The sequence below is a fragment of the Paraburkholderia phytofirmans PsJN genome, from assembly GCF_000020125.1.
GTDB classification, from domain to species: Bacteria; Pseudomonadota; Gammaproteobacteria; order Burkholderiales; family Burkholderiaceae; genus Paraburkholderia; species Paraburkholderia phytofirmans.
On the sequence record NC_010676.1, the window covers coordinates 3,037,146 to 3,053,607 of the forward strand.

Sequence of the window (16,462 nt, forward strand, 5' to 3'; positions counted from 1 at the left end):
AATCCAGTGTATTCCGAATTAAAAGCAAAGTGAATATTTGATTCTGTCCCGTCCGCGGTCAAAGTTTTTTTGCTCGCGTTCTTAGGCAATCCTCAAATCTCCACCCGTGCCCCCAACTCGATCACTCGATTGGCCGGCAGCTTCAGATAAGCCGCGACGTTACCCACGTTATGCAACATGACTGAGAACAAACGCTCTCGCCACATCGCCATGCCGCTATCACGAGTCGGCACGAGAGTCGCGCGGCTCAGAAAGTAGGAAGTCTCCGCCGGCTCGAATGACAAACCGTACGCCCTGCAAACTTCAAGTGCGCGCGGCAGATCGACTTCATCCATGAAACCATATGTGATTGTGACCTGGTAGCATTCAGAATCGAGTGGATGCACGCTCACACGCTCGCTGGCAGGCACCCACGGTATCTCCTCGTTGTTCACCGTCACGAACACAACCCGTTTGTGCAGCACGCGGTTATGCATCAGGTTGTTGATCAACGAATGCGGCACGCCATCAGGATCCGGCGAAAGAAAGATCGCCGTGCCACCGCAACGAATCGGCGATTCCTTCAGCAGTGTCGCGAGATATGGCTTGAGCGGCGTCGTCCCGGCTCTCACGCGCGCTTCGGCGCGCATCATCTCCCAGCCTCGTCCCCAGGTCGCCATGATCGTGTAGATGATCAGTCCGACCAGAAGCGGGAACCAGCCGCCTTCCATCAGCTTCAGCAGGTTCGCGGAGAAAAATGCCGCGTCGATCAAGAAGAAGAAGCCGGTCGCGAACACGCATAGAAACCAGTTGTAGTGCCACGCATAGCGAATGACGAAGAACGTCAGGATGGTCGTGATCAGCATCGTGCCCGTCACGGCGATACCGTACGCGGAACCGAGCGCCGTGGATGAACCGAAGCCGACCACCGCTGCCACGACAGCAGCTAATAGCGTCCAGTTGATGCCCGGCACGTAGATTTGCCCCATCTCCCTTTCCGAGGTATAGACGACGTTCATGCGCGGAAGAAAGCCGAGTTGCATCGCCTGCTTCGTCATCGAGTACGTACCCGAGATAACGGCTTGCGACGCGATCACGGTCGCGACCGTCGAGAGCACGATCATCGGATACAGCGCCCATTGCGGAAACAGTTTGTAGAACGGATTTTGCAGCGCGCCCGGATCGGCAAGCAGCAACGCGCCCTGCCCCAGATAGTTCAGCGCGAGTGCTGGAAACACGAGGCCGAACCACGTCAGCCGGATCGGCTTCGCGCCAAAATGCCCCATGTCGGCATATAGCGCTTCCGCGCCGGTCAACGACAGAACGACCGCGCCCAAAGCAACGAACGCGAGCCACCGATGATGCAGGCAGAACGCCAGTCCCGTGAGCGGATTGAGCGCAACGAGAATCGCGGGCGCCCGCATCATGTTGACGACGCCCGCCACGGCAAGCACGATGAACCAGAGCACCATCACCGGTCCGAACACGATGCCGATACCGGCCGTGCCATGCTTCTGCATCAGGAACAACGTGACCAGCGCAACCAGCGTCACGGGAATCACGCAGGTTTTAAGGAACGGCGCGGCCACTTCGAGACCTTCTACCGCGCTCAGCACCGAGATCGCCGGCGTAATTACACTGTCGCCGTAAAAGAGCGCCGCGCCCATAATGCCGATGCCCAGCAACGTGCGACGCAAGCGCGGCCGCGCAGAAACCGACGACGCGGCCAGCGCCAGCAACGCCATGATCCCGCCCTCGCCGTGATTGTTGGCGCGAAGAATCAACGTGACGTATTTGAGCGAGACGACGATGATCAGCGACCAGACGATCAGCGACACAATGCCGACCACATTCAGCGCGTTGAGCGACAGCCCGTTCACTGGATTGAACACCGTCTGCAGCGTGTACAGTGGGCTGGTGCCGATGTCGCCATACACCACACCTAATGCTGCAAGCGCGAGTGCGGGCATCGCCGGGCGGTGATGCCCGCGCCCGCCGGAATGGCCCGCATCGGGCGCGGCGGATACTGACTGGCTCATGTCTCGCTCCAGTTTCGCGTTCTCGCGGCGCAACATACGGCTTGGGCCGACGCACGTGCGGAACCGCTTCATGCTTTTATCAGGCCTCGTTTTTCGAGGAGTCGCCTGCGCCCCCAATAGCCAGCATCGCGGAAGCAACTTTCGTACGAAAAACGTGCTTCCCATCCCCGATGCTTAACGCACCTTCTTATTGTTCTGATGTTTTGTTGCGTACCCGCCTTCCGCGAACGTGACCTGTCTTCCCTAAAGCACGGCGTGCCGCTAATTCAACATATACCATCGGCCGTTTGCCACGCTACTGATACGTGAAGTAGCGACCGATTTATTTCCGGGGCAGAGATGCAAGACGCAAGCATCATTACATAAGCCTTTCGGCGTGGTATGCTCGCACCTGTCTTTGGGGAGTAGCCGGCTTCTACCCAGAAGCGCCTGCATCAACATTCTCGGTCGCGCAGACCGTGGTGCAGGTAGCCCTTTGGTTGGCAAGACCATCGACACACCACGCGACCGGTCGGGCGCGGCGGTGTGTCGCGGTTTTCCGCCCGACCACGAGCCCTCCTCTCATGAATCCTGTCGCCACGCTGTTCCTTGCTTTCGCCATGTCCACCGACGCCTTTGCGGCCGCAATCGGCAAGGGCGCCACGCTCAATCGTCCTCATTGGCGCGAGGCTGTCAGGACGGGACTTATCTTCGGCGTCATCGAAGCACTCACGCCCCTGGTCGGATGGTTTCTCGGCAAAGCCGCAGCGCAATACGTCTCGGCATGGGATCACTGGATCGCGTTTTCGCTGCTGTTGGTCCTCGGTGCGCGCATGGTTTTCAACAGCTTCAACACCAAGGAAGTCGAGGAGACGAAACCGTCGGCTCATTCGTTCTGGTTGCTGGCGCTGACCGGCTTTGCCACGAGTATCGATGCGATGGCGGTCGGTGCGGGTCTCGCTTTCGTGGACGTCAACATCTATTCCACTGCCGCCGCGATCGGTCTCGCCACCATGGCGATGGTCACGATCGGTGTGATGCTCGGCCGCGTCATCGGGCATGTGGCGGGCAGGCGCGCGGAACTGGCGGGCGGCATCGTGCTGATCGGCATTGGCAGCACGATCCTGGCTGAACATCTGAACATCTTCGGCTAGACGGTGTTTGACGGCGGCCCGTGGATCTCCATTTCTTTCCGCGCAATCGGCGTCTGACGCCACTGGCCGCCTGTATGATGGCGGGTTCGCGTCCGACCCGAAGGTCCGACCTGAAGTCCACGCAAACGCATCCATTCACGACAACCCAGAGGAAGATTGGCATGACGGCCGCAACGCAATTCGATCAGGTTTCCATTGTTAAACGAGCCAACGTCTATTTCGACGGCAAGTGCGTCTCGCACACTGTTCTGTTCGCCGACGGCACGCGCAAAACGCTTGGCGTGATCCTGCCGGGCGCGCTCAACTTCGGCACCGACGCGCCGGAACTCATGGAAGTGCAGGCAGGCCAATGCCGCATCCGCCTCGAAGGCAGCGACGAGTGGAAGACGTATGCTGCGGGCGAGTCGTTCTCGGTGCCCGGAAAAAGCCGCTTCGATATCGACGTGATCGAAACACTCGACTACGTCTGCAGCTATCTGTAAAACGCGTCGCATTGCACGACGTTGGAATGACATGCTCTAAATCCCGCGTATAAAAGCGCGGGCTTTCATAAAGAACGCACGTGGATTGCGGCAACGCTACGTCACCGCCGGCACGCCACGTCTCTCACGTTCGCTCAGCCACGCACTGACGTGTCTCCACATTGTTCAACAGCGCCTCAAAATCCTCGATAGGAAGCGGGCGGCAGAAATAATAGCCCTGATACGCGTAGCACCCCGCTGCAGCGAGGAAATCCCGCTGAGCCTCTGTTTCCACGCCTTCGGCGATCACACCCAAACCGAGGCTGCGCGCAAGCGCCACGATGGTTCTGGCAATCACGGCGTCGTTGGAATCGACCAGGACATCGCGCACAAATGAGCGGTCGATCTTCAACTGATCCAAAGGCAGGCGCTTCAAATAGGACAGCGACGAATAACCGATGCCGAAATCGTCGAGTGCAAAGACGATGCCTTTCGCTTTCAGCGCACTCATCTTCTCGATGATGTCCTGCACGTTGTCGACCAGCACGCTTTCCGTCAGTTCCAGTTTCAACCTGTCGGGCCGCGCGCCGGTGCGACCGATAATCGTCAATACGTTGTCCACGAAATCGGCTTTGCGGAACTGCTGGACGCTGACATTGACCGCAATCGTGAGATGCGCCATGTCGGGCCGCGCAGCCCATCGCGCCAGTTGCGCGCAAGCGGCCTCCAGCACCCAGCTTCCCAGCGCAACGATCAGTCCGGTCTCTTCAGCCAGCGGAATGAACTCGGCGGGCGGCACAATACCGCGCTGCGGATGCTGCCAGCGCACCAGCGCTTCCGCGCCTGTCACGCGCGTACCCACGACCTGCGCCTGGTAGTGGAGCAGGAACTGATTGTCCTCGATGGCATTGCGCAAGCCCGCTTCCAGCGCGGCTCGCTGCACCACGACGGTTTGCATGTCGGGATCGAAGAAACGCACGGCGTTGCGTCCCCGTTCCTTGGACTTGTACATCGCGAGGTCGGCCTGCTTGAGCAGTTCGTCGATCGAGGCCTGATGCCCTCTGAACACCGTGGCGCCGATGCTAGCACTCGTGCGGTACTCGATCTTGCCAAGGTGATACGGACTGCCCAGAACAGCGAGGATTCTTTCGCCCACGGCCTCCGTCTGGTTGGCCGCCTCCTGGCGGTTCTTGTGCAGATTGCCGAGCACCACCACGAACTCGTCGCCGCCCACTCGCGCCACGGTGTCGCTTTCGAGTACGCTGTCTGCCAGACGCCGCGCCACTTGCTGCAGCAGCAGATCGCCCTTGTCGTGACCCAGGGTATCGTTCAACGTCTTGAAGTGATCCAGGTCGATGAACAGCAGCGCGCCACACGCTTCATTGCGGGCACTGGCCGTGATCGCCTGCCTCAGGCGATCCAGAAGCAGGGTGCGATTGGGCAAGCGGGTCAACGCATCGAAGAAGGCCAATTCCTTGATCCGCTCTTCCGCGATCTTGCGTTCGGTAATGTCGTGATGCGTGCCGACATAGTGACTGACAGTGCCGTTGTCGCTCATCACGGCGGAGATCGTGAGCCATTTCGGGTACACCTCGCCGTTCTTGCGGCGGTCCCAGACTTCTCCTTGCCATCCGCCCGCACTGTGAATCTCTTCCCACATCTCCTGGAAGAATGCGTCGTCGTGGCGGCCGGATCGAAGCACGCGCGGTGTCTGGCCCACGATCTCCTCGGCGGTATAGCCGGTACATTCGGTGAAGGCCGAGTTCACGCGCAGAATAGTGGCGCTCGCGTCGGTGATCATCATCGGTTCCATCGAGTCGAATGCGACAGCGGCAATGCGCAGTTCAGCCTCGACCTGCTTGCGCTCGGTAATGTCGCGGCCGCTCGTGCGAAAGCCGATGAACTCGCCCTTGGAATCGGTAATGGGAACCCAGGACGCGGACAGCCACATGAGCGAGCCGTCCTTGCGAACGCAGCGAAACTCGAGGTCGTCGCCGCGCAAACCCTGTAGCGCCTTCTGGAATTCAGGCGCCACGCGGGGAATGTCCGCGGGATAGATCACGGTGCCGGCAAAATCCGGTAAGGCCATGCACTCGTCGACCGTATAGCCGATATACGCCTCCACCGCCGAGTTGATCCAGCGCGGCTTGCCGTCGGTTCCCCACCAGATTTCCCAGTTGACCGTACAGTCGGCAATCGCGCGGAATTTCTCCTCGTTCTCGCGCAATTCTTTTGTCATTGCCGAGGCGAGCCGCATCGCGCGGCCGCGGCCGGTCATCATCAGCCAGGTGAGCAGCGCCAGCAGCAGGCTCAGGCCCGTGCCGGTGCTGGCGATAGGCAGCGCGGCGTTACGGCCGAAGCGAGCCTTGAAGTCGTCCTGGGCGTTCATCGAGAGTGTCCAGTCATGGCCGCCCACCACCAGATATTCGTTGGCCGCCATGTCCGTGACCCGATGATGACCGGGCGCCTCAGGCGTCTTGTGCAACAGCGCGGCGGCCGACGTTTCGACGCCATCGTAAATCGCGATAGTGAGGCCGGGCGGCTGCTCGCCGTACAGGCTGGCGATGACGTCGTGCATGCGGAACGAGGCGTACACCCAGCCGACCAGATGCGCGCGGCGCTGGGCGACGCTGTCTTGCGGCTGGCCTCGTGCATAGATCGGCAGGTACATGATGAATCCGGGGCGAGCATTGCCGGAGTCCACCGAGAGGCGAACCTTGCCGGAAAGGGTCGCCATGCCGGAGTCGCGCGCCTGCTCCAACGCACGCCGCCGCACCGGGTCGGCCCATGCATCGAAACCGGGCGCCGCGCGATTGATGCCGATGAACGGCTCGCGCTGGATGATCGGCGCGTAGTCCTCGCGCGAGCCTTTGGGCTCGATCGCGTAGTCGGGCACGCCTTGCCGGCGCATCGACGCGATATGCTCGACCATTTGCGTCGCCGGCACCCACGCAACGATACCGATCGCCTGGATGCCGGAGAAGTTGGCGTCGAGATTGAGCGTGCCGACGTAGTCACGAAACCGGGCGCGGTCGATCTCGCCTGTCGCGGCGAACAGGCTCTGCACACCGCGTAACAAGAGCTCGTACGTGCCCATGCGCTGCTCGATGCGGCTGACCGCGTCGCCCAGCGAATAGTTGAACTGGGACAGCAGTTCATGACGGGCAGCTTGCCGCTCATGGTCCCACAGCATCCACGTCACGCTCAGCGCGGCGGAGAGGACCAGAAACGGAATCAGGACGAGGCGTGCCCAGTTCACGGCTGCGTCTTGAAATCGACCATCGAATCGGCGAGGTCAGGTTTGAAGTACTTTTCGAAGATGCGCCGCACGGTGCCGTCCGCGCGCATCTCATTCACCAGCGCGCGCCACTTCTCGCGCTCGGCGGGCGACAGTGCCTTCTTCGACATGATCAGGCCATGGCGCACGGCGGGGTCGTCGAATTCCACGATGGTGGTTACGTCGCGGATTTTCTTTTCATCGATTGCAGGGTAATCGAAAGGCTCGATGATCATGCCTTGAATGCGCCGGAGAATCAGCGCCTGATACAGCGGCTCCAGACCGCCCGCCTGGCTGACGCGATTTTCGGCCGACAGCTTGTCGACCAGCCGGTTGGCCGAGTCGCTATAGCGGAAGCTGCGGATCACGCCGAGTTGAAACCGGTCGTTGTGCTCGAAGTCGGCAAGCCGATGAATTCCAGCGTCCTTGCGCACCAACAGATAGTACTTGTTGCTGAAATACCAGGCGAAGTCCGCGTACTCATTACGCTCGTCGTTGGTAATGCCCGACAGGCTGAAATCCAGTCCGCCGGATTCAATCAGCTTCCAGATCCGGGCTCGCGACATCAGGCTGACTCTGATCTGGCAACCGCTGCGGCGAATCAGTTCGTCAGCGAAGTCCTTGTCGATCCCGGTATCCGTGTCGACGGAATAGAGCAGACCGTGATCGTGTAAAGCGAGCGTGAACGAACGCGAACAGTCGGGGCCCGCAGCCATGGCGTTGCCCACGCAACTGAGCGCCAGCAACAAACCCCCGAGGCATTGTCGAATCACGGTGTCTCCGTCGTACGAAGATGACTTGAGTGCCACATTCAATTTCCCCGACGATGACGCCGACGAGATCCTGCTATCTGGTCAATTTGAATGCGGCCAATGAGATGCCTTTTTGTTCACGGACTGGCCAGCATACACCTGTCCGTAGTGCCAGCGGAACATTCACCGGGAAGCACTCTTAACGCAATATCGGCAATGGGCTGCAGTTCTTGAGGCGGCGGTTGTTATTTTTTGCGTGGGAGCGGATTCTGTCGATTTGGAGGCCTTCCATGATCAGACGCCTGCTTACGATTGCTGCGGTGTTAATAGGCATTGTCATGGTGGCGCCGGCTCGCTCTGACCCAGGTTCGGACAAAGCGGCCATTACTGCGCGACTGCAAGGCTGGGCGCAAGCGTTCAATGCCCGCAATGCGGCAGGCGTCTGCGATGTGTTCGCGCCGGACCTGATTTCAACCGTTCCTGAAGTGCTCGATGGTAACCGGGATACGCTTTGCGCGAAGCTCGCCGCGTTGCTGGCGAAGCCCGAATTGAGCCTTCATTACGACAGTCCGGATATTCGCGAGATCATCGTTTCCGGGGATATCGCCGTAGTGCGGCTCTTTTGGACGCTCACCGCCCGTAAGGGCGCGGAAGAAAGCGTGACGCATGAGGCGGGGATCGATATTTTTAAACGGCAACCGGACGGCAAATGGTCCATCGCCCGCTTCATGTCGTTTGGCACGACGCCGAATAAGGTTCTTGACCGAGTAAGCACGATTCCCCAACCAATGGCACTATTCTCCCCACCCTGCTAGATTTCCACTCAGCCGAATCATTGATCGGGAGAGATCGATGGCCGACAGACCGACTTCCAACGCCTCCACAGTCCGTTCGCTCGTTCTGATTGCAGTCGTCGTGGCCGCGCTGGCCGCGGCCTTCGCCTATACGGCCGGCTGGCTCTCGCCGGGGCGGCTCACGCCGGCAAAGATCGTCAACGGTCTCGCGCCGCCGGGCGGCGCGGCGCTCGGCTTCCGGCGCAATCATGCCAAGGGCATCTGCTTTACCGGTACTTTCGAATCGAACGGCGGAGCCGCGACCCTCTCCAAAGCGCCCATGTTCGCGCAAGGCTCGTATCCGGTCACAGGACGATTCAACCTCGCCACGGCCGACCCTAAAGCGCCGGATGCCACAGTCAGGGTGCGAGGCCTCAGCCTGCGCATCGTCGGACCGGATGGAAGCGAATGGCGCACGGCGATGATCGACGCGCCCTTCTTCCCGGTCGCCACACCGCAGGCGTTCTACGCTCTGCTTCAGGCGTCGGCCGATAAGAACGATCCGGACGCGATGAAGAATTTTGTCGCCGCGCACCCGGAATTCGGCACGTTCGTCGGCTGGGCCGGCAGCGCGCCGTGGACGGCCTCGTACGCGCAGGACCGCTACAACAGCCTGAATAGCTTCATCTTCACGAATGCCCAGGGGCAGGAGCAGCCCGTGCGCTGGTCCTTCGTACCGGCCGCGCAGCCCGAGGCCGTCTCCCCAGACCAGTTGAAGGCAAAGGGTCCCGACTTCCTCGCCACGGATATCACGCAGCGGGTGCAAAGCGCCCCGCAACGCTGGACGCTGGTCATCACCGCCGCCAATCCCGGCGACCCGACCGCCGACCCCAGCAAAGCCTGGCCGGAAGATCGTCGCAAGGTGGAGGCGGGCACGCTGGTGGTCAACGCGATCGAACCCGAGGCCGACGGTCCGTGCCGCGATCTCAACTTCGATCCCACGGTGCTGCCGTCCGGCATGCACGTCTCGGACGACCCGTTTCCGGCCGCGCGCTCAGCCGCCTATTCCGTCTCGTTCAACCGGCGGACCGCCGAGGATAAGGACTATCCGCGCCATCCGGCGGGAGGAGCCACGCCATGACGACCCCGATCCACGCTCGCTTCACTCCGCTGCAACGCGCGCTTCACTGGCTCATGGCGGTCTGCATTCTGGCGATGCTGTTCATCGGCGTCGGGATGGTGTCCACCGTTCGGCCGGATTATCTTTCGCTGGTGTCGATCCACAAGCCTCTGGGCATCGTGATTCTCGTGCTGGCGCTGATTCGCCTGGTGGTGAGGTTGACGCGCGGCGCGCCGCCGCTGCCGGCGTCGATGCCGGAGCCGATGAAACTCGCCGCCCACCTGTCGCATCTCGCGTTCTATCTATTGATGATCGGACTGCCGCTGATCGGCTGGGGCATGTTGTCGGCGGCGGACTATCCCGTCGTAGTGTTCGGGATACATTTGCCGCCTATCCTGCCGCATAGCAATGGTTTGCACACGCTGCTGTGGAACGCGCATAGAACACTCGCGCTATGTTTCTTCGCGCTAATCCTGCTGCACCTGGCGGCGGCGCTTCTGCACGCGCTGGTGAGACGTGACGGTGTATTCGAGGCGATGGCATCCTGGTCGAAGCGGTGACACGCGCGCCTCCAGCGATTTAAAACGAAGCGGGCGACCTGAACAGGCCGCCCGCTTCTAACTCTACCCAGTTACCGCATCGCCGCGCTTACCGCACCTTCCCCTGCTTCCACGCAGTCAGCAGCTGGTCATACTTGACCGTTTCGCCTTTCGGCTTCTCGTTCGCCAGCTTCTTCCACGGTGCGTGCTGATCCGACAGCCATTTGTCCGGAGAGCTTTCCGGATTCAGCTCCGGCGCGCAGACCTTCATCCCCGCGCGCTGCAAACGGCCCAACACCTGGTCCATTTCCTTTGCCAGATTGTCCATCGCGGCTTGCGGTGTCTTTTCGCCGGCCACTGCCGTCGCGACGTTCTTCCACCACAGTTGCGCCATCTTCGGATAATCGGGCACGTTGTTGCCGGTCGGCGTCCACGCGACACGCGCCGGGCTTCGATAGAACTCGATCAGGCCGCCGTATTTGTCCGCGTTCTTCGTGAAGTAATCGCTATGAATGTCGGAATCGCGGATGAACGTGAGACCGGTAATCGACTTCTTCAGCGAGACCGTTTTGGACGTGACGAACTGCGCGTATAACCACGCGGCAGCGCGCTGGTTCGGCGGCGTCGACTTGAAGAAGGTCCACGAACCGACGTCCTGATAGCCGTTCTGCATGCCGTCCTTCCAGTACGGACCGTGCGGCGAGGGCGCCATCCGCCACTTCGGCGTGCCGTCCGCGTTCGTCACGTTGCCGGGTTTCAGCATCGACGCGGTAAACGCGCTGTACCAGAAGATCTGCTGGGCGATCTTGCCTTGCGCCGGCACCGGTCCCGCTTCGTTGAACGTCATGCCCGAGGCTTCGGGCGGTGCGAACTTCTTCAGCCAGTCGATGTATTTGGTGGTCGCGAACACCGCGGCCGGACTGTTCGTGCCGCCGCCGCGCGAGACCGACGCGCCCACCGCATGGCAACCGTCCGGCGTGACGCGCACGCCCCACTCATCGACCGGCATACCGTTCGGAATGCCCTTGTCGGCTTCGCCCGCCATCGAGAGCCATGCATCGGTAAAGCGCCATCCCAGCGACGGGTCTTTCTTGCCGTAGTCCATGTGCCCATAGACTTTTTCGCCGTCGATATTCTTCACGTCGTTCGTGAAGAATTCGGCGATGTCCTCATACGCGGACCAGTTCACCGGCACGCCCAGCTCGTAGCCGTATTTCGCCTTGAACTTGTCCTGCAGGTCCTTGCGCGCGAACCAGTCGGCGCGGAACCAGTAAAGATTTGCGAACTGCTGGTCGGGCAATTGATAGAGCTTCTTGTCCGGCGCGGTCGTGAAACTCGTGCCGATGAAGTCTTTGATGTCGAGACCCGGGTTCGTATATTTCTTGCCTTCGCCGGTCATATAGTCGGACAGCGGCATGATCACGCCATAGCGATAATGCGTGCCGATCAGGTCGGAGTCGGAAATCCAGCCATCGTAAATGCTCTGCCCGGACTGCATCGAAGTCTGCAGTTTCTCGACGACGTCGCCTTCCTGAATGATGTCGTGCTTGACTGAAATGCCGGTGATTTCGGTGAACGCCTTGGCCAGCGTTTTCGATTCGTACATGTGCGTGTCGAGTGTTTCGGATACCACGTGCACTTCTTTGACGCCTGCCGATTTCAGCGTCGCAGCGGTATCGATGAACCATTTCATCTCGTCCATCTGCTGCTGTTTCGATAGCGTGCTGGGCTGAAACTCGCTATCGACCCACTTCTGCGCTTCGGGCGTGCCGGCGATCGCCGCGTGGCTCGTGAAGCCAGTCGCGATGACGCCTGCCACGGCGAGCGTGACGATTCGTCTCCTCTGTTGCATGGCTTTCTCCTCTGTCTCCGCACCCCTTGGATCAACTGCCGAGGTCCGCCCGGGGCATCAACGGAACCGGTCTGTCCAGATACGCAAACCTTCAGGACGCAGTGCTGTTCATCCCTTCCACATGACGATCAGCAGCACGAGCATCGACGCCGCGAAACCGGGCCACGCGCTCGCATGTTCCGCGCTGATGCCGACCCACGCGAGATTGATATACGCGGCAATCAGCAATCCGATAAAGAGCCGGTCGCCACGCGTGGTGCCGATCGGTAGGAAGCCTTTGCGTTCGAGGGTGGGCGAGCGGATTTCCCACACGGTCATGCCCGCCAGCATCACCACGACGCAGCCGAAGAAAATCGCCACTTCCGGTGTCCAATACATCCACGTGAGCATCAGACTCTCCCCATCGCAAAGCCCTTCGCGATGTAGTTCCGCACGAAATAGATGACGAGCGCGCCGGGCACGATGGTCAGCACGCCTGCCGCCGAAAGCACGCCCCAATCCATCCCCGCCGCCGATACCGTGCGCGTCATCACGGCGGCAATCGGCTTGGCGTTGACCGTGGTGAGCGTGCGCGCGAGCAGGAGTTCGACCCAGCTGAACATGAAGCAGAAGAACGCAGTCACGCCTACGCCCGACTTGATCAGCGGCAGGAAAATCTTGATGAAGAACGCCGGGAACGTATAGCCGTCGATGTAGGCGGTTTCGTCGATTTCACGCGGCACGCCCGACATGAAACCTTCGAGAATCCACACCGCGAGCGGCACGTTGAACAGCATGTGCGCGAGCGCGACCGCAATATACGTGTCCATCAAACCGACGCTCGAATACAGCTGGAAGAACGGCAGCAGGAACACGGCGGGCGGCGTCATCCGGTTGGTGAGCAACCAGAAGAACATGTGCTTGTCGCCGAGAAAACGATAGCGCGAGAACGCGTACGCGGCAGGCAGCGCGACCAGCACCGACATCACCGTGTTCATCAGCACGTAGATGATCGAGTTGATATAGCCCCAGTACCAGGACGGGTCGGTGAAGATGACCTTGTAGTTGTCGAAGGTCACATGATGCGGCCAGATCGCGAACGCCGACATCGTCTCCTCGTTCGTGCGCAGCGAGATCGACAGCATCCAGTAGAGCGGAATCAGCGCGAACAGGATGTACACCGTCAGCACGGCCACGCGCATCCAGCGATTACTGCGCATAGTCTTCTCCGCTGCTTGCCGGGCCGCCTTTTCCAACACGCTCCATCCAGTTGTACAGAATGAAACACAGCAACAGGATGATCAGGAAGTAGATCAGCGAAAACGCCGCCGCCGGGCCGAGGTCGAATTGGCCGACCGCCTTCTGCGTCAGGTACTGCGACAGGAACGTGGTCGAATCGCCCGGGCCGCCGCCCGTCAGCACGAACGGCTCGGTGTAGATCATGAAGCTATCCATGAAGCGCAGCAGCACGGCGATCATCAACACGCCGCGCATCTTCGGCAGCTCGATATAACGGAACACGGCGAAGCGGCTCGCGCCGTCGATTTCGGCGGCCTGATAGAAGGCGTCGGGAATCGCGCGCAAGCCGGCATAGCAGAGCAGCGCGACGAGCGGCGTCCAATGCCAGATGTCCATCACGAGCACCGTGATCCACGCGGCGGCGGGACTGGCCGTGTAGTTGTATTCGACGCCCGCGTGATTGAGTGCATAACCGAGCAGGCCGATATCCGGCCGTCCGAAAATCTGCCAGATCGTGCCGACCACATTCCATGGAATCAGCAGCGGCATGGCCAGCACGACCAGCGAAGCCGATGCGCGCCAGCCGGAAGCCGGCATTGCGAGCGCAAGCCCGACGCCGAGTGGAATCTCGAACAGCAGCACGCATGCGGAGAAGATGATCTGCCGCCCGAGCGCGCCGCGCAAGTCGTCGTCGTTGATGATCGCGCGAAACCACTCGGTACCGACGAACACATGCTGCGTCGGGCTGATGATGTCCTGCACCGAATAATTGACCACCGTCATGAGCGGCAAAATGGCGGAAAACGCGACGCAGATGAACACCGGCACGACCAGCAGCCACGCCTTCTGGTTGACGGGCTTGTTCATCGCGTGATCCTTTCGTCGTTGCTGAAGAACACGGTTTCCGCCGTGGCGAGCTTCAACCAGACCGCCCCTTCGCCGACCCGCAGATGCGGTTCGACTTTTGCCCTGAAGACGTGGCCGTCGCATTGCGCAGTGACGAGTTGGTAATTGCCGAGTTGCTGCACACGCAGCAGGTGCGCTTTCACTGCGCCGGCTTCACCGTCGCTCGCCACGCGCACGAATTCCGGGCGAATGCCGAGCGTCAGCGTACCGTTGGCGTGCCTCAGGGTTTCGAGCGTAGGCGGGTCGAGTTGTAAATGCTGCGTGCCGATCTTGATGCCGTCGGCATTCAGTTCGATCGGGCAGAGATTCATGCCCGGGCTGCCGATGAAATAGCCGACGAACGCATGATCAGGCCGCAAAAACAGCGCGCCCGGATCGCCTTTCTGCACGACGCGTCCGTTCGTCATGACGACGACTTCATCCGCGAAGGTTAGCGCCTCGACCTGATCGTGCGTCACGTAGATCAGCGTGAGTTTCAGTTGCTGATGAATCTTCTTCAACTGGCGGCGCAGGATCCACTTCATATGCGGATCGATAACGGTCAACGGTTCATCGAACAGGATCGCGGCGACGTCCTTGCGCACGAGCCCGCGCCCAAGCGAGATTTTCTGCTTCGCATCCGCCGAGAGATTGTTCGCCTTACGCGGCAATTCACGCGTCATGTCGAGAATCTCGGCCACTTCGTGAACGCGCTGTTTCACGTCATGCGCCGACATTTTGCGGTTGCGCAGCGGGAACGCGAGATTGTCGAACACGCTCATCGTGTCGTAGATCACAGGGAACTGGAACACTTGCGCAATGTTGCGTTCGCGCGGGCTTTTCGCCGTGATGTCGCTGCCGTCGAACAGCACCTTGCCTTCCGAGGGCGTCACGAGGCCGGACACAATGTTGAGCAACGTGGACTTGCCGCAACCGGACGGCCCGAGCAATGCATACGCGCCGCCGTCTTCCCAGACCATGCTCATCGGTTGCAACGCGTAGTCGTCGAGCGTGGCGGGGTTGGGTGCGTATGCGTGCGCGAGATTCTGGAACTCAATGCGCGCCATGAGCGGCCTCCGGGCCAGACACCAGCGTCGTGTCCGCGCCGAACACGAACAGTTCGTCGGGGTCGATGTACACGTCGAGTTCCGTACCGAGATCGATCTGATGCACGCCTTGCAGTTGCGCCACCAAGTCGATGCCGCCTTGCCGCGTGTGCAGATGCAGATAGGTTTCGGAGCCGCTCAATTCGGCCAGTTCGAGCCGGCACGGCACGGCGACGGAGCGCGGTGTCCGCGGCGCCAGTCGCAGATGGCCGGGGCGCACGCCGATGCGGAACGTTTCGTTCTCGCGAACGGCCCGCGCGCTGGCTCGCCCGAGCGGCACGTCGATGCCGATCGGCAGGCGCGCGGTGCCGTCGGCGGTGAGATCGCTGGCGAGCATGTTCATCGGCGGATCGTTGAAGACGGCCGCGACGTCGATATTGGCGGGCGCGTTGTACACATCGAGCGTCGGGCCGTGTTGCAGCACGCACCCCTTGTCGACGATCGCCGTATAGCCGCCGAGCAGCAGCGCTTCGAGCGGCTCGGTCGTCGCGTAGACGACGGTGGTTTTGCCGTCCGCGAACAGCGTGGCCAGTTCGACGCGCAATTCCTCGCGCAGCTTGTAGTCGAGATTGACGAGCGGTTCGTCCAGCAACACCAGCGACGAGCGCTTGACCAGCGCCCGCGCCAGCGCGCAACGCTGCTGCTGGCCGCCTGACAGTTCGCCCGGGCGCCGTTGCAACAGGTGATCGATGTGGAGTTTGGCGGCGACTTCGTGAACGCGCCGTTTGACTTCGTCGGCGGGCGTCTTTTGCAGATTCAGCGGCGACGCGATGTTGTCGAACACCGTCATGGCCGGATAGTTGATGAACTGCTGGTAGACCATCGCGAGGTTGCGCTGCCTGACGCTGACGCCGGTCACGTCGTTGCCGTCGGCAAGCACGCGGCCGGAAGCCGGGCGGTCGAGCCCGGCCATCACGCGCATCAGCGTGGTCTTACCGGCTTGCGTCGGTCCGAGCAGCACGTTGATCGCCCCGGGGACAAGCCGCAGATCGACGCCGTACAGGTGCGTCTGAGCGCCCGAAACGACCGTCACCCGCTCCAGTTCCAAGACCAAATCGCTCTCCTTTGTTCTAGTGCGTCTCCGGTGCTGCGGATGCCTTCTCGCTCATTTTGGGCGGATGGCAAGGCGCGCCCTTTTTTCTGAAAGGAAATCAAAACAACGGATTCGATGTTCCTTTTTGTTCGTTTACGTTTAAATTGGTGTTAACCATACAATCGGTCGACAATTAGGTTCGTCGACGATTACCAGACTGATAACGATTGCTTTCGTTGAATATGCTATTTGACGCAAATCGTAATCTTGATGTCAGCCTAACAGAATGGCAATC

14 protein-coding genes and 1 riboswitch are annotated in these 16,462 nt (G+C 60.8%); of the genes, 5 read left to right on the top strand and 9 right to left on the bottom strand.

Features of this window, described 5'->3' with window-relative positions:
* Positions 1-92: 92 nt before the first annotated feature.
* Positions 93-2,018: a potassium transporter Kup gene (locus BPHYT_RS33235; protein WP_012428511.1), complete on the bottom strand. Its 1,926-nt coding sequence runs from the start codon at positions 2,016-2,018 to the stop codon at positions 93-95.
* 387 nt (positions 2,019-2,405) lie between these two features.
* A riboswitch (yybP-ykoY riboswitch) is annotated at positions 2,406-2,572 on the top strand.
* Between the two features lie 9 nt (positions 2,573-2,581).
* Between BPHYT_RS33235 and mntP the strand changes: the two genes are divergently transcribed.
* Both mntP and ppnP read left to right on the top strand, forming a co-directional pair.
* Positions 2,582-3,151 carry a manganese efflux pump MntP gene (gene mntP, locus BPHYT_RS33240; protein WP_012428512.1) on the top strand — a complete coding sequence of 190 codons (570 nt, stop codon included), beginning with the start codon at positions 2,582-2,584 and terminating at the stop codon, positions 3,149-3,151.
* A gap of 161 nt (positions 3,152-3,312) precedes the next feature.
* The gene (ppnP, locus tag BPHYT_RS33245; RefSeq protein ID WP_012428513.1) at positions 3,313-3,633 is read left to right on the top strand and encodes a pyrimidine/purine nucleoside phosphorylase; all 321 of its coding nucleotides are present in this window, start codon (positions 3,313-3,315) and stop codon (positions 3,631-3,633) included.
* Between the two features lie 124 nt (positions 3,634-3,757).
* Here ppnP and BPHYT_RS33250 read toward each other — a convergent pair whose 3' ends face one another.
* Together BPHYT_RS33250 and BPHYT_RS33255 are read right to left on the bottom strand one after the other, a co-directional pair.
* The gene (locus BPHYT_RS33250; RefSeq protein ID WP_012428514.1) at positions 3,758-6,871 is read right to left on the bottom strand and encodes a bifunctional diguanylate cyclase/phosphodiesterase; all 3,114 of its coding nucleotides are present in this window, start codon (positions 6,869-6,871) and stop codon (positions 3,758-3,760) included.
* The gene (locus tag BPHYT_RS33255; protein ID WP_012428515.1) at positions 6,868-7,662 is read right to left on the bottom strand and encodes a substrate-binding periplasmic protein; all 795 of its coding nucleotides are present in this window, start codon (positions 7,660-7,662) and stop codon (positions 6,868-6,870) included. The genes BPHYT_RS33250 and BPHYT_RS33255 overlap by 4 nt, the downstream gene beginning before the upstream one ends.
* A gap of 269 nt (positions 7,663-7,931) precedes the next feature.
* Here BPHYT_RS33255 and BPHYT_RS33260 point away from each other — a divergent pair, with 269 nt between their 5' ends.
* The 3 genes from BPHYT_RS33260 to BPHYT_RS33270 are packed head-to-tail and all read left to right on the top strand — an operon-like array spanning position 7,932 to position 10,094.
* On the top strand, positions 7,932-8,456 hold the full coding sequence (locus BPHYT_RS33260) for a YybH family protein (RefSeq protein WP_012428516.1): 525 nt from the start codon (positions 7,932-7,934) through the stop codon (positions 8,454-8,456).
* Positions 8,457-8,493: 37 nt separating this feature from the next.
* On the top strand, positions 8,494-9,555 hold the full coding sequence (locus BPHYT_RS33265; protein WP_012428517.1) for a catalase family peroxidase: 1,062 nt from the start codon (positions 8,494-8,496) through the stop codon (positions 9,553-9,555).
* A complete protein-coding gene (locus BPHYT_RS33270) occupies positions 9,552-10,094 on the top strand; it encodes a cytochrome b (protein WP_012428518.1) in 543 nt (180 codons plus the stop codon). Before BPHYT_RS33265 ends, BPHYT_RS33270 begins: the two co-directional genes overlap by 4 nt.
* 88 nt (positions 10,095-10,182) lie before the next feature.
* On the opposite strand, the gene BPHYT_RS33275 is transcribed toward BPHYT_RS33270, so the two are convergent.
* The 6 genes from BPHYT_RS33275 to BPHYT_RS33300 form a co-directional block, all read right to left on the bottom strand.
* The gene (locus BPHYT_RS33275) at positions 10,183-11,925 is read right to left on the bottom strand and encodes an ABC transporter substrate-binding protein (RefSeq protein WP_012428519.1); all 1,743 of its coding nucleotides are present in this window, start codon (positions 11,923-11,925) and stop codon (positions 10,183-10,185) included.
* A 108-nt stretch (positions 11,926-12,033) separates the two neighbouring features.
* Positions 12,034-12,315 carry a DUF2160 domain-containing protein gene (locus tag BPHYT_RS33280; protein ID WP_012428520.1) on the bottom strand — a complete coding sequence of 94 codons (282 nt, stop codon included), beginning with the start codon at positions 12,313-12,315 and terminating at the stop codon, positions 12,034-12,036.
* On the bottom strand, positions 12,315-13,124 hold the full coding sequence (locus BPHYT_RS33285; protein ID WP_012428521.1) for a carbohydrate ABC transporter permease: 810 nt from the start codon (positions 13,122-13,124) through the stop codon (positions 12,315-12,317). Before BPHYT_RS33285 ends, BPHYT_RS33280 begins: the two co-directional genes overlap by 1 nt.
* On the bottom strand, positions 13,114-14,010 hold the full coding sequence (locus tag BPHYT_RS33290) for a carbohydrate ABC transporter permease (RefSeq protein ID WP_012428522.1): 897 nt from the start codon (positions 14,008-14,010) through the stop codon (positions 13,114-13,116). The genes BPHYT_RS33285 and BPHYT_RS33290 overlap by 11 nt, the downstream gene beginning before the upstream one ends.
* The gene (locus BPHYT_RS33295; RefSeq protein ID WP_012428523.1) at positions 14,007-15,095 is read right to left on the bottom strand and encodes an ABC transporter ATP-binding protein; all 1,089 of its coding nucleotides are present in this window, start codon (positions 15,093-15,095) and stop codon (positions 14,007-14,009) included. Before BPHYT_RS33295 ends, BPHYT_RS33290 begins: the two co-directional genes overlap by 4 nt.
* Complete coding sequence (locus tag BPHYT_RS33300; RefSeq protein ID WP_012428524.1) at positions 15,082-16,188, bottom strand: ABC transporter ATP-binding protein; 1,107 nt, start codon at positions 16,186-16,188, stop codon at positions 15,082-15,084. The genes BPHYT_RS33295 and BPHYT_RS33300 overlap by 14 nt, the downstream gene beginning before the upstream one ends.
* Positions 16,189-16,462 lie beyond the last annotated feature (274 nt).

What these genes read in the sequence shown, in the direction of transcription:
- BPHYT_RS33295 (WP_012428523.1), bottom strand. Translation starts at nt 15,095, where the DNA reads ATGGCGCGCATTGAGTTCCAGAATCTCGCGCACGCATACGCACCCAAC.
- ppnP (WP_012428513.1), top strand. Translation starts at nt 3,313, where the DNA reads ATGACGGCCGCAACGCAATTCGATCAGGTTTCCATTGTTAAACGAGCC.
- BPHYT_RS33270 (WP_012428518.1), top strand. Translation starts at nt 9,552, where the DNA reads ATGACGACCCCGATCCACGCTCGCTTCACTCCGCTGCAACGCGCGCTT.
- BPHYT_RS33280 (WP_012428520.1), bottom strand. Translation starts at nt 12,315, where the DNA reads ATGCTCACGTGGATGTATTGGACACCGGAAGTGGCGATTTTCTTCGGC.
- BPHYT_RS33260 (WP_012428516.1), top strand. Translation starts at nt 7,932, where the DNA reads ATGATCAGACGCCTGCTTACGATTGCTGCGGTGTTAATAGGCATTGTC.
- mntP (WP_012428512.1), top strand. Translation starts at nt 2,582, where the DNA reads ATGAATCCTGTCGCCACGCTGTTCCTTGCTTTCGCCATGTCCACCGAC.
- BPHYT_RS33290 (WP_012428522.1), bottom strand. Translation starts at nt 14,010, where the DNA reads ATGAACAAGCCCGTCAACCAGAAGGCGTGGCTGCTGGTCGTGCCGGTG.
- BPHYT_RS33265 (WP_012428517.1), top strand. Translation starts at nt 8,494, where the DNA reads ATGGCCGACAGACCGACTTCCAACGCCTCCACAGTCCGTTCGCTCGTT.
- BPHYT_RS33285 (WP_012428521.1), bottom strand. Translation starts at nt 13,124, where the DNA reads ATGCGCAGTAATCGCTGGATGCGCGTGGCCGTGCTGACGGTGTACATC.
- BPHYT_RS33275 (WP_012428519.1), bottom strand. Translation starts at nt 11,925, where the DNA reads ATGCAACAGAGGAGACGAATCGTCACGCTCGCCGTGGCAGGCGTCATC.
- BPHYT_RS33235 (WP_012428511.1), bottom strand. Translation starts at nt 2,018, where the DNA reads ATGAGCCAGTCAGTATCCGCCGCGCCCGATGCGGGCCATTCCGGCGGG.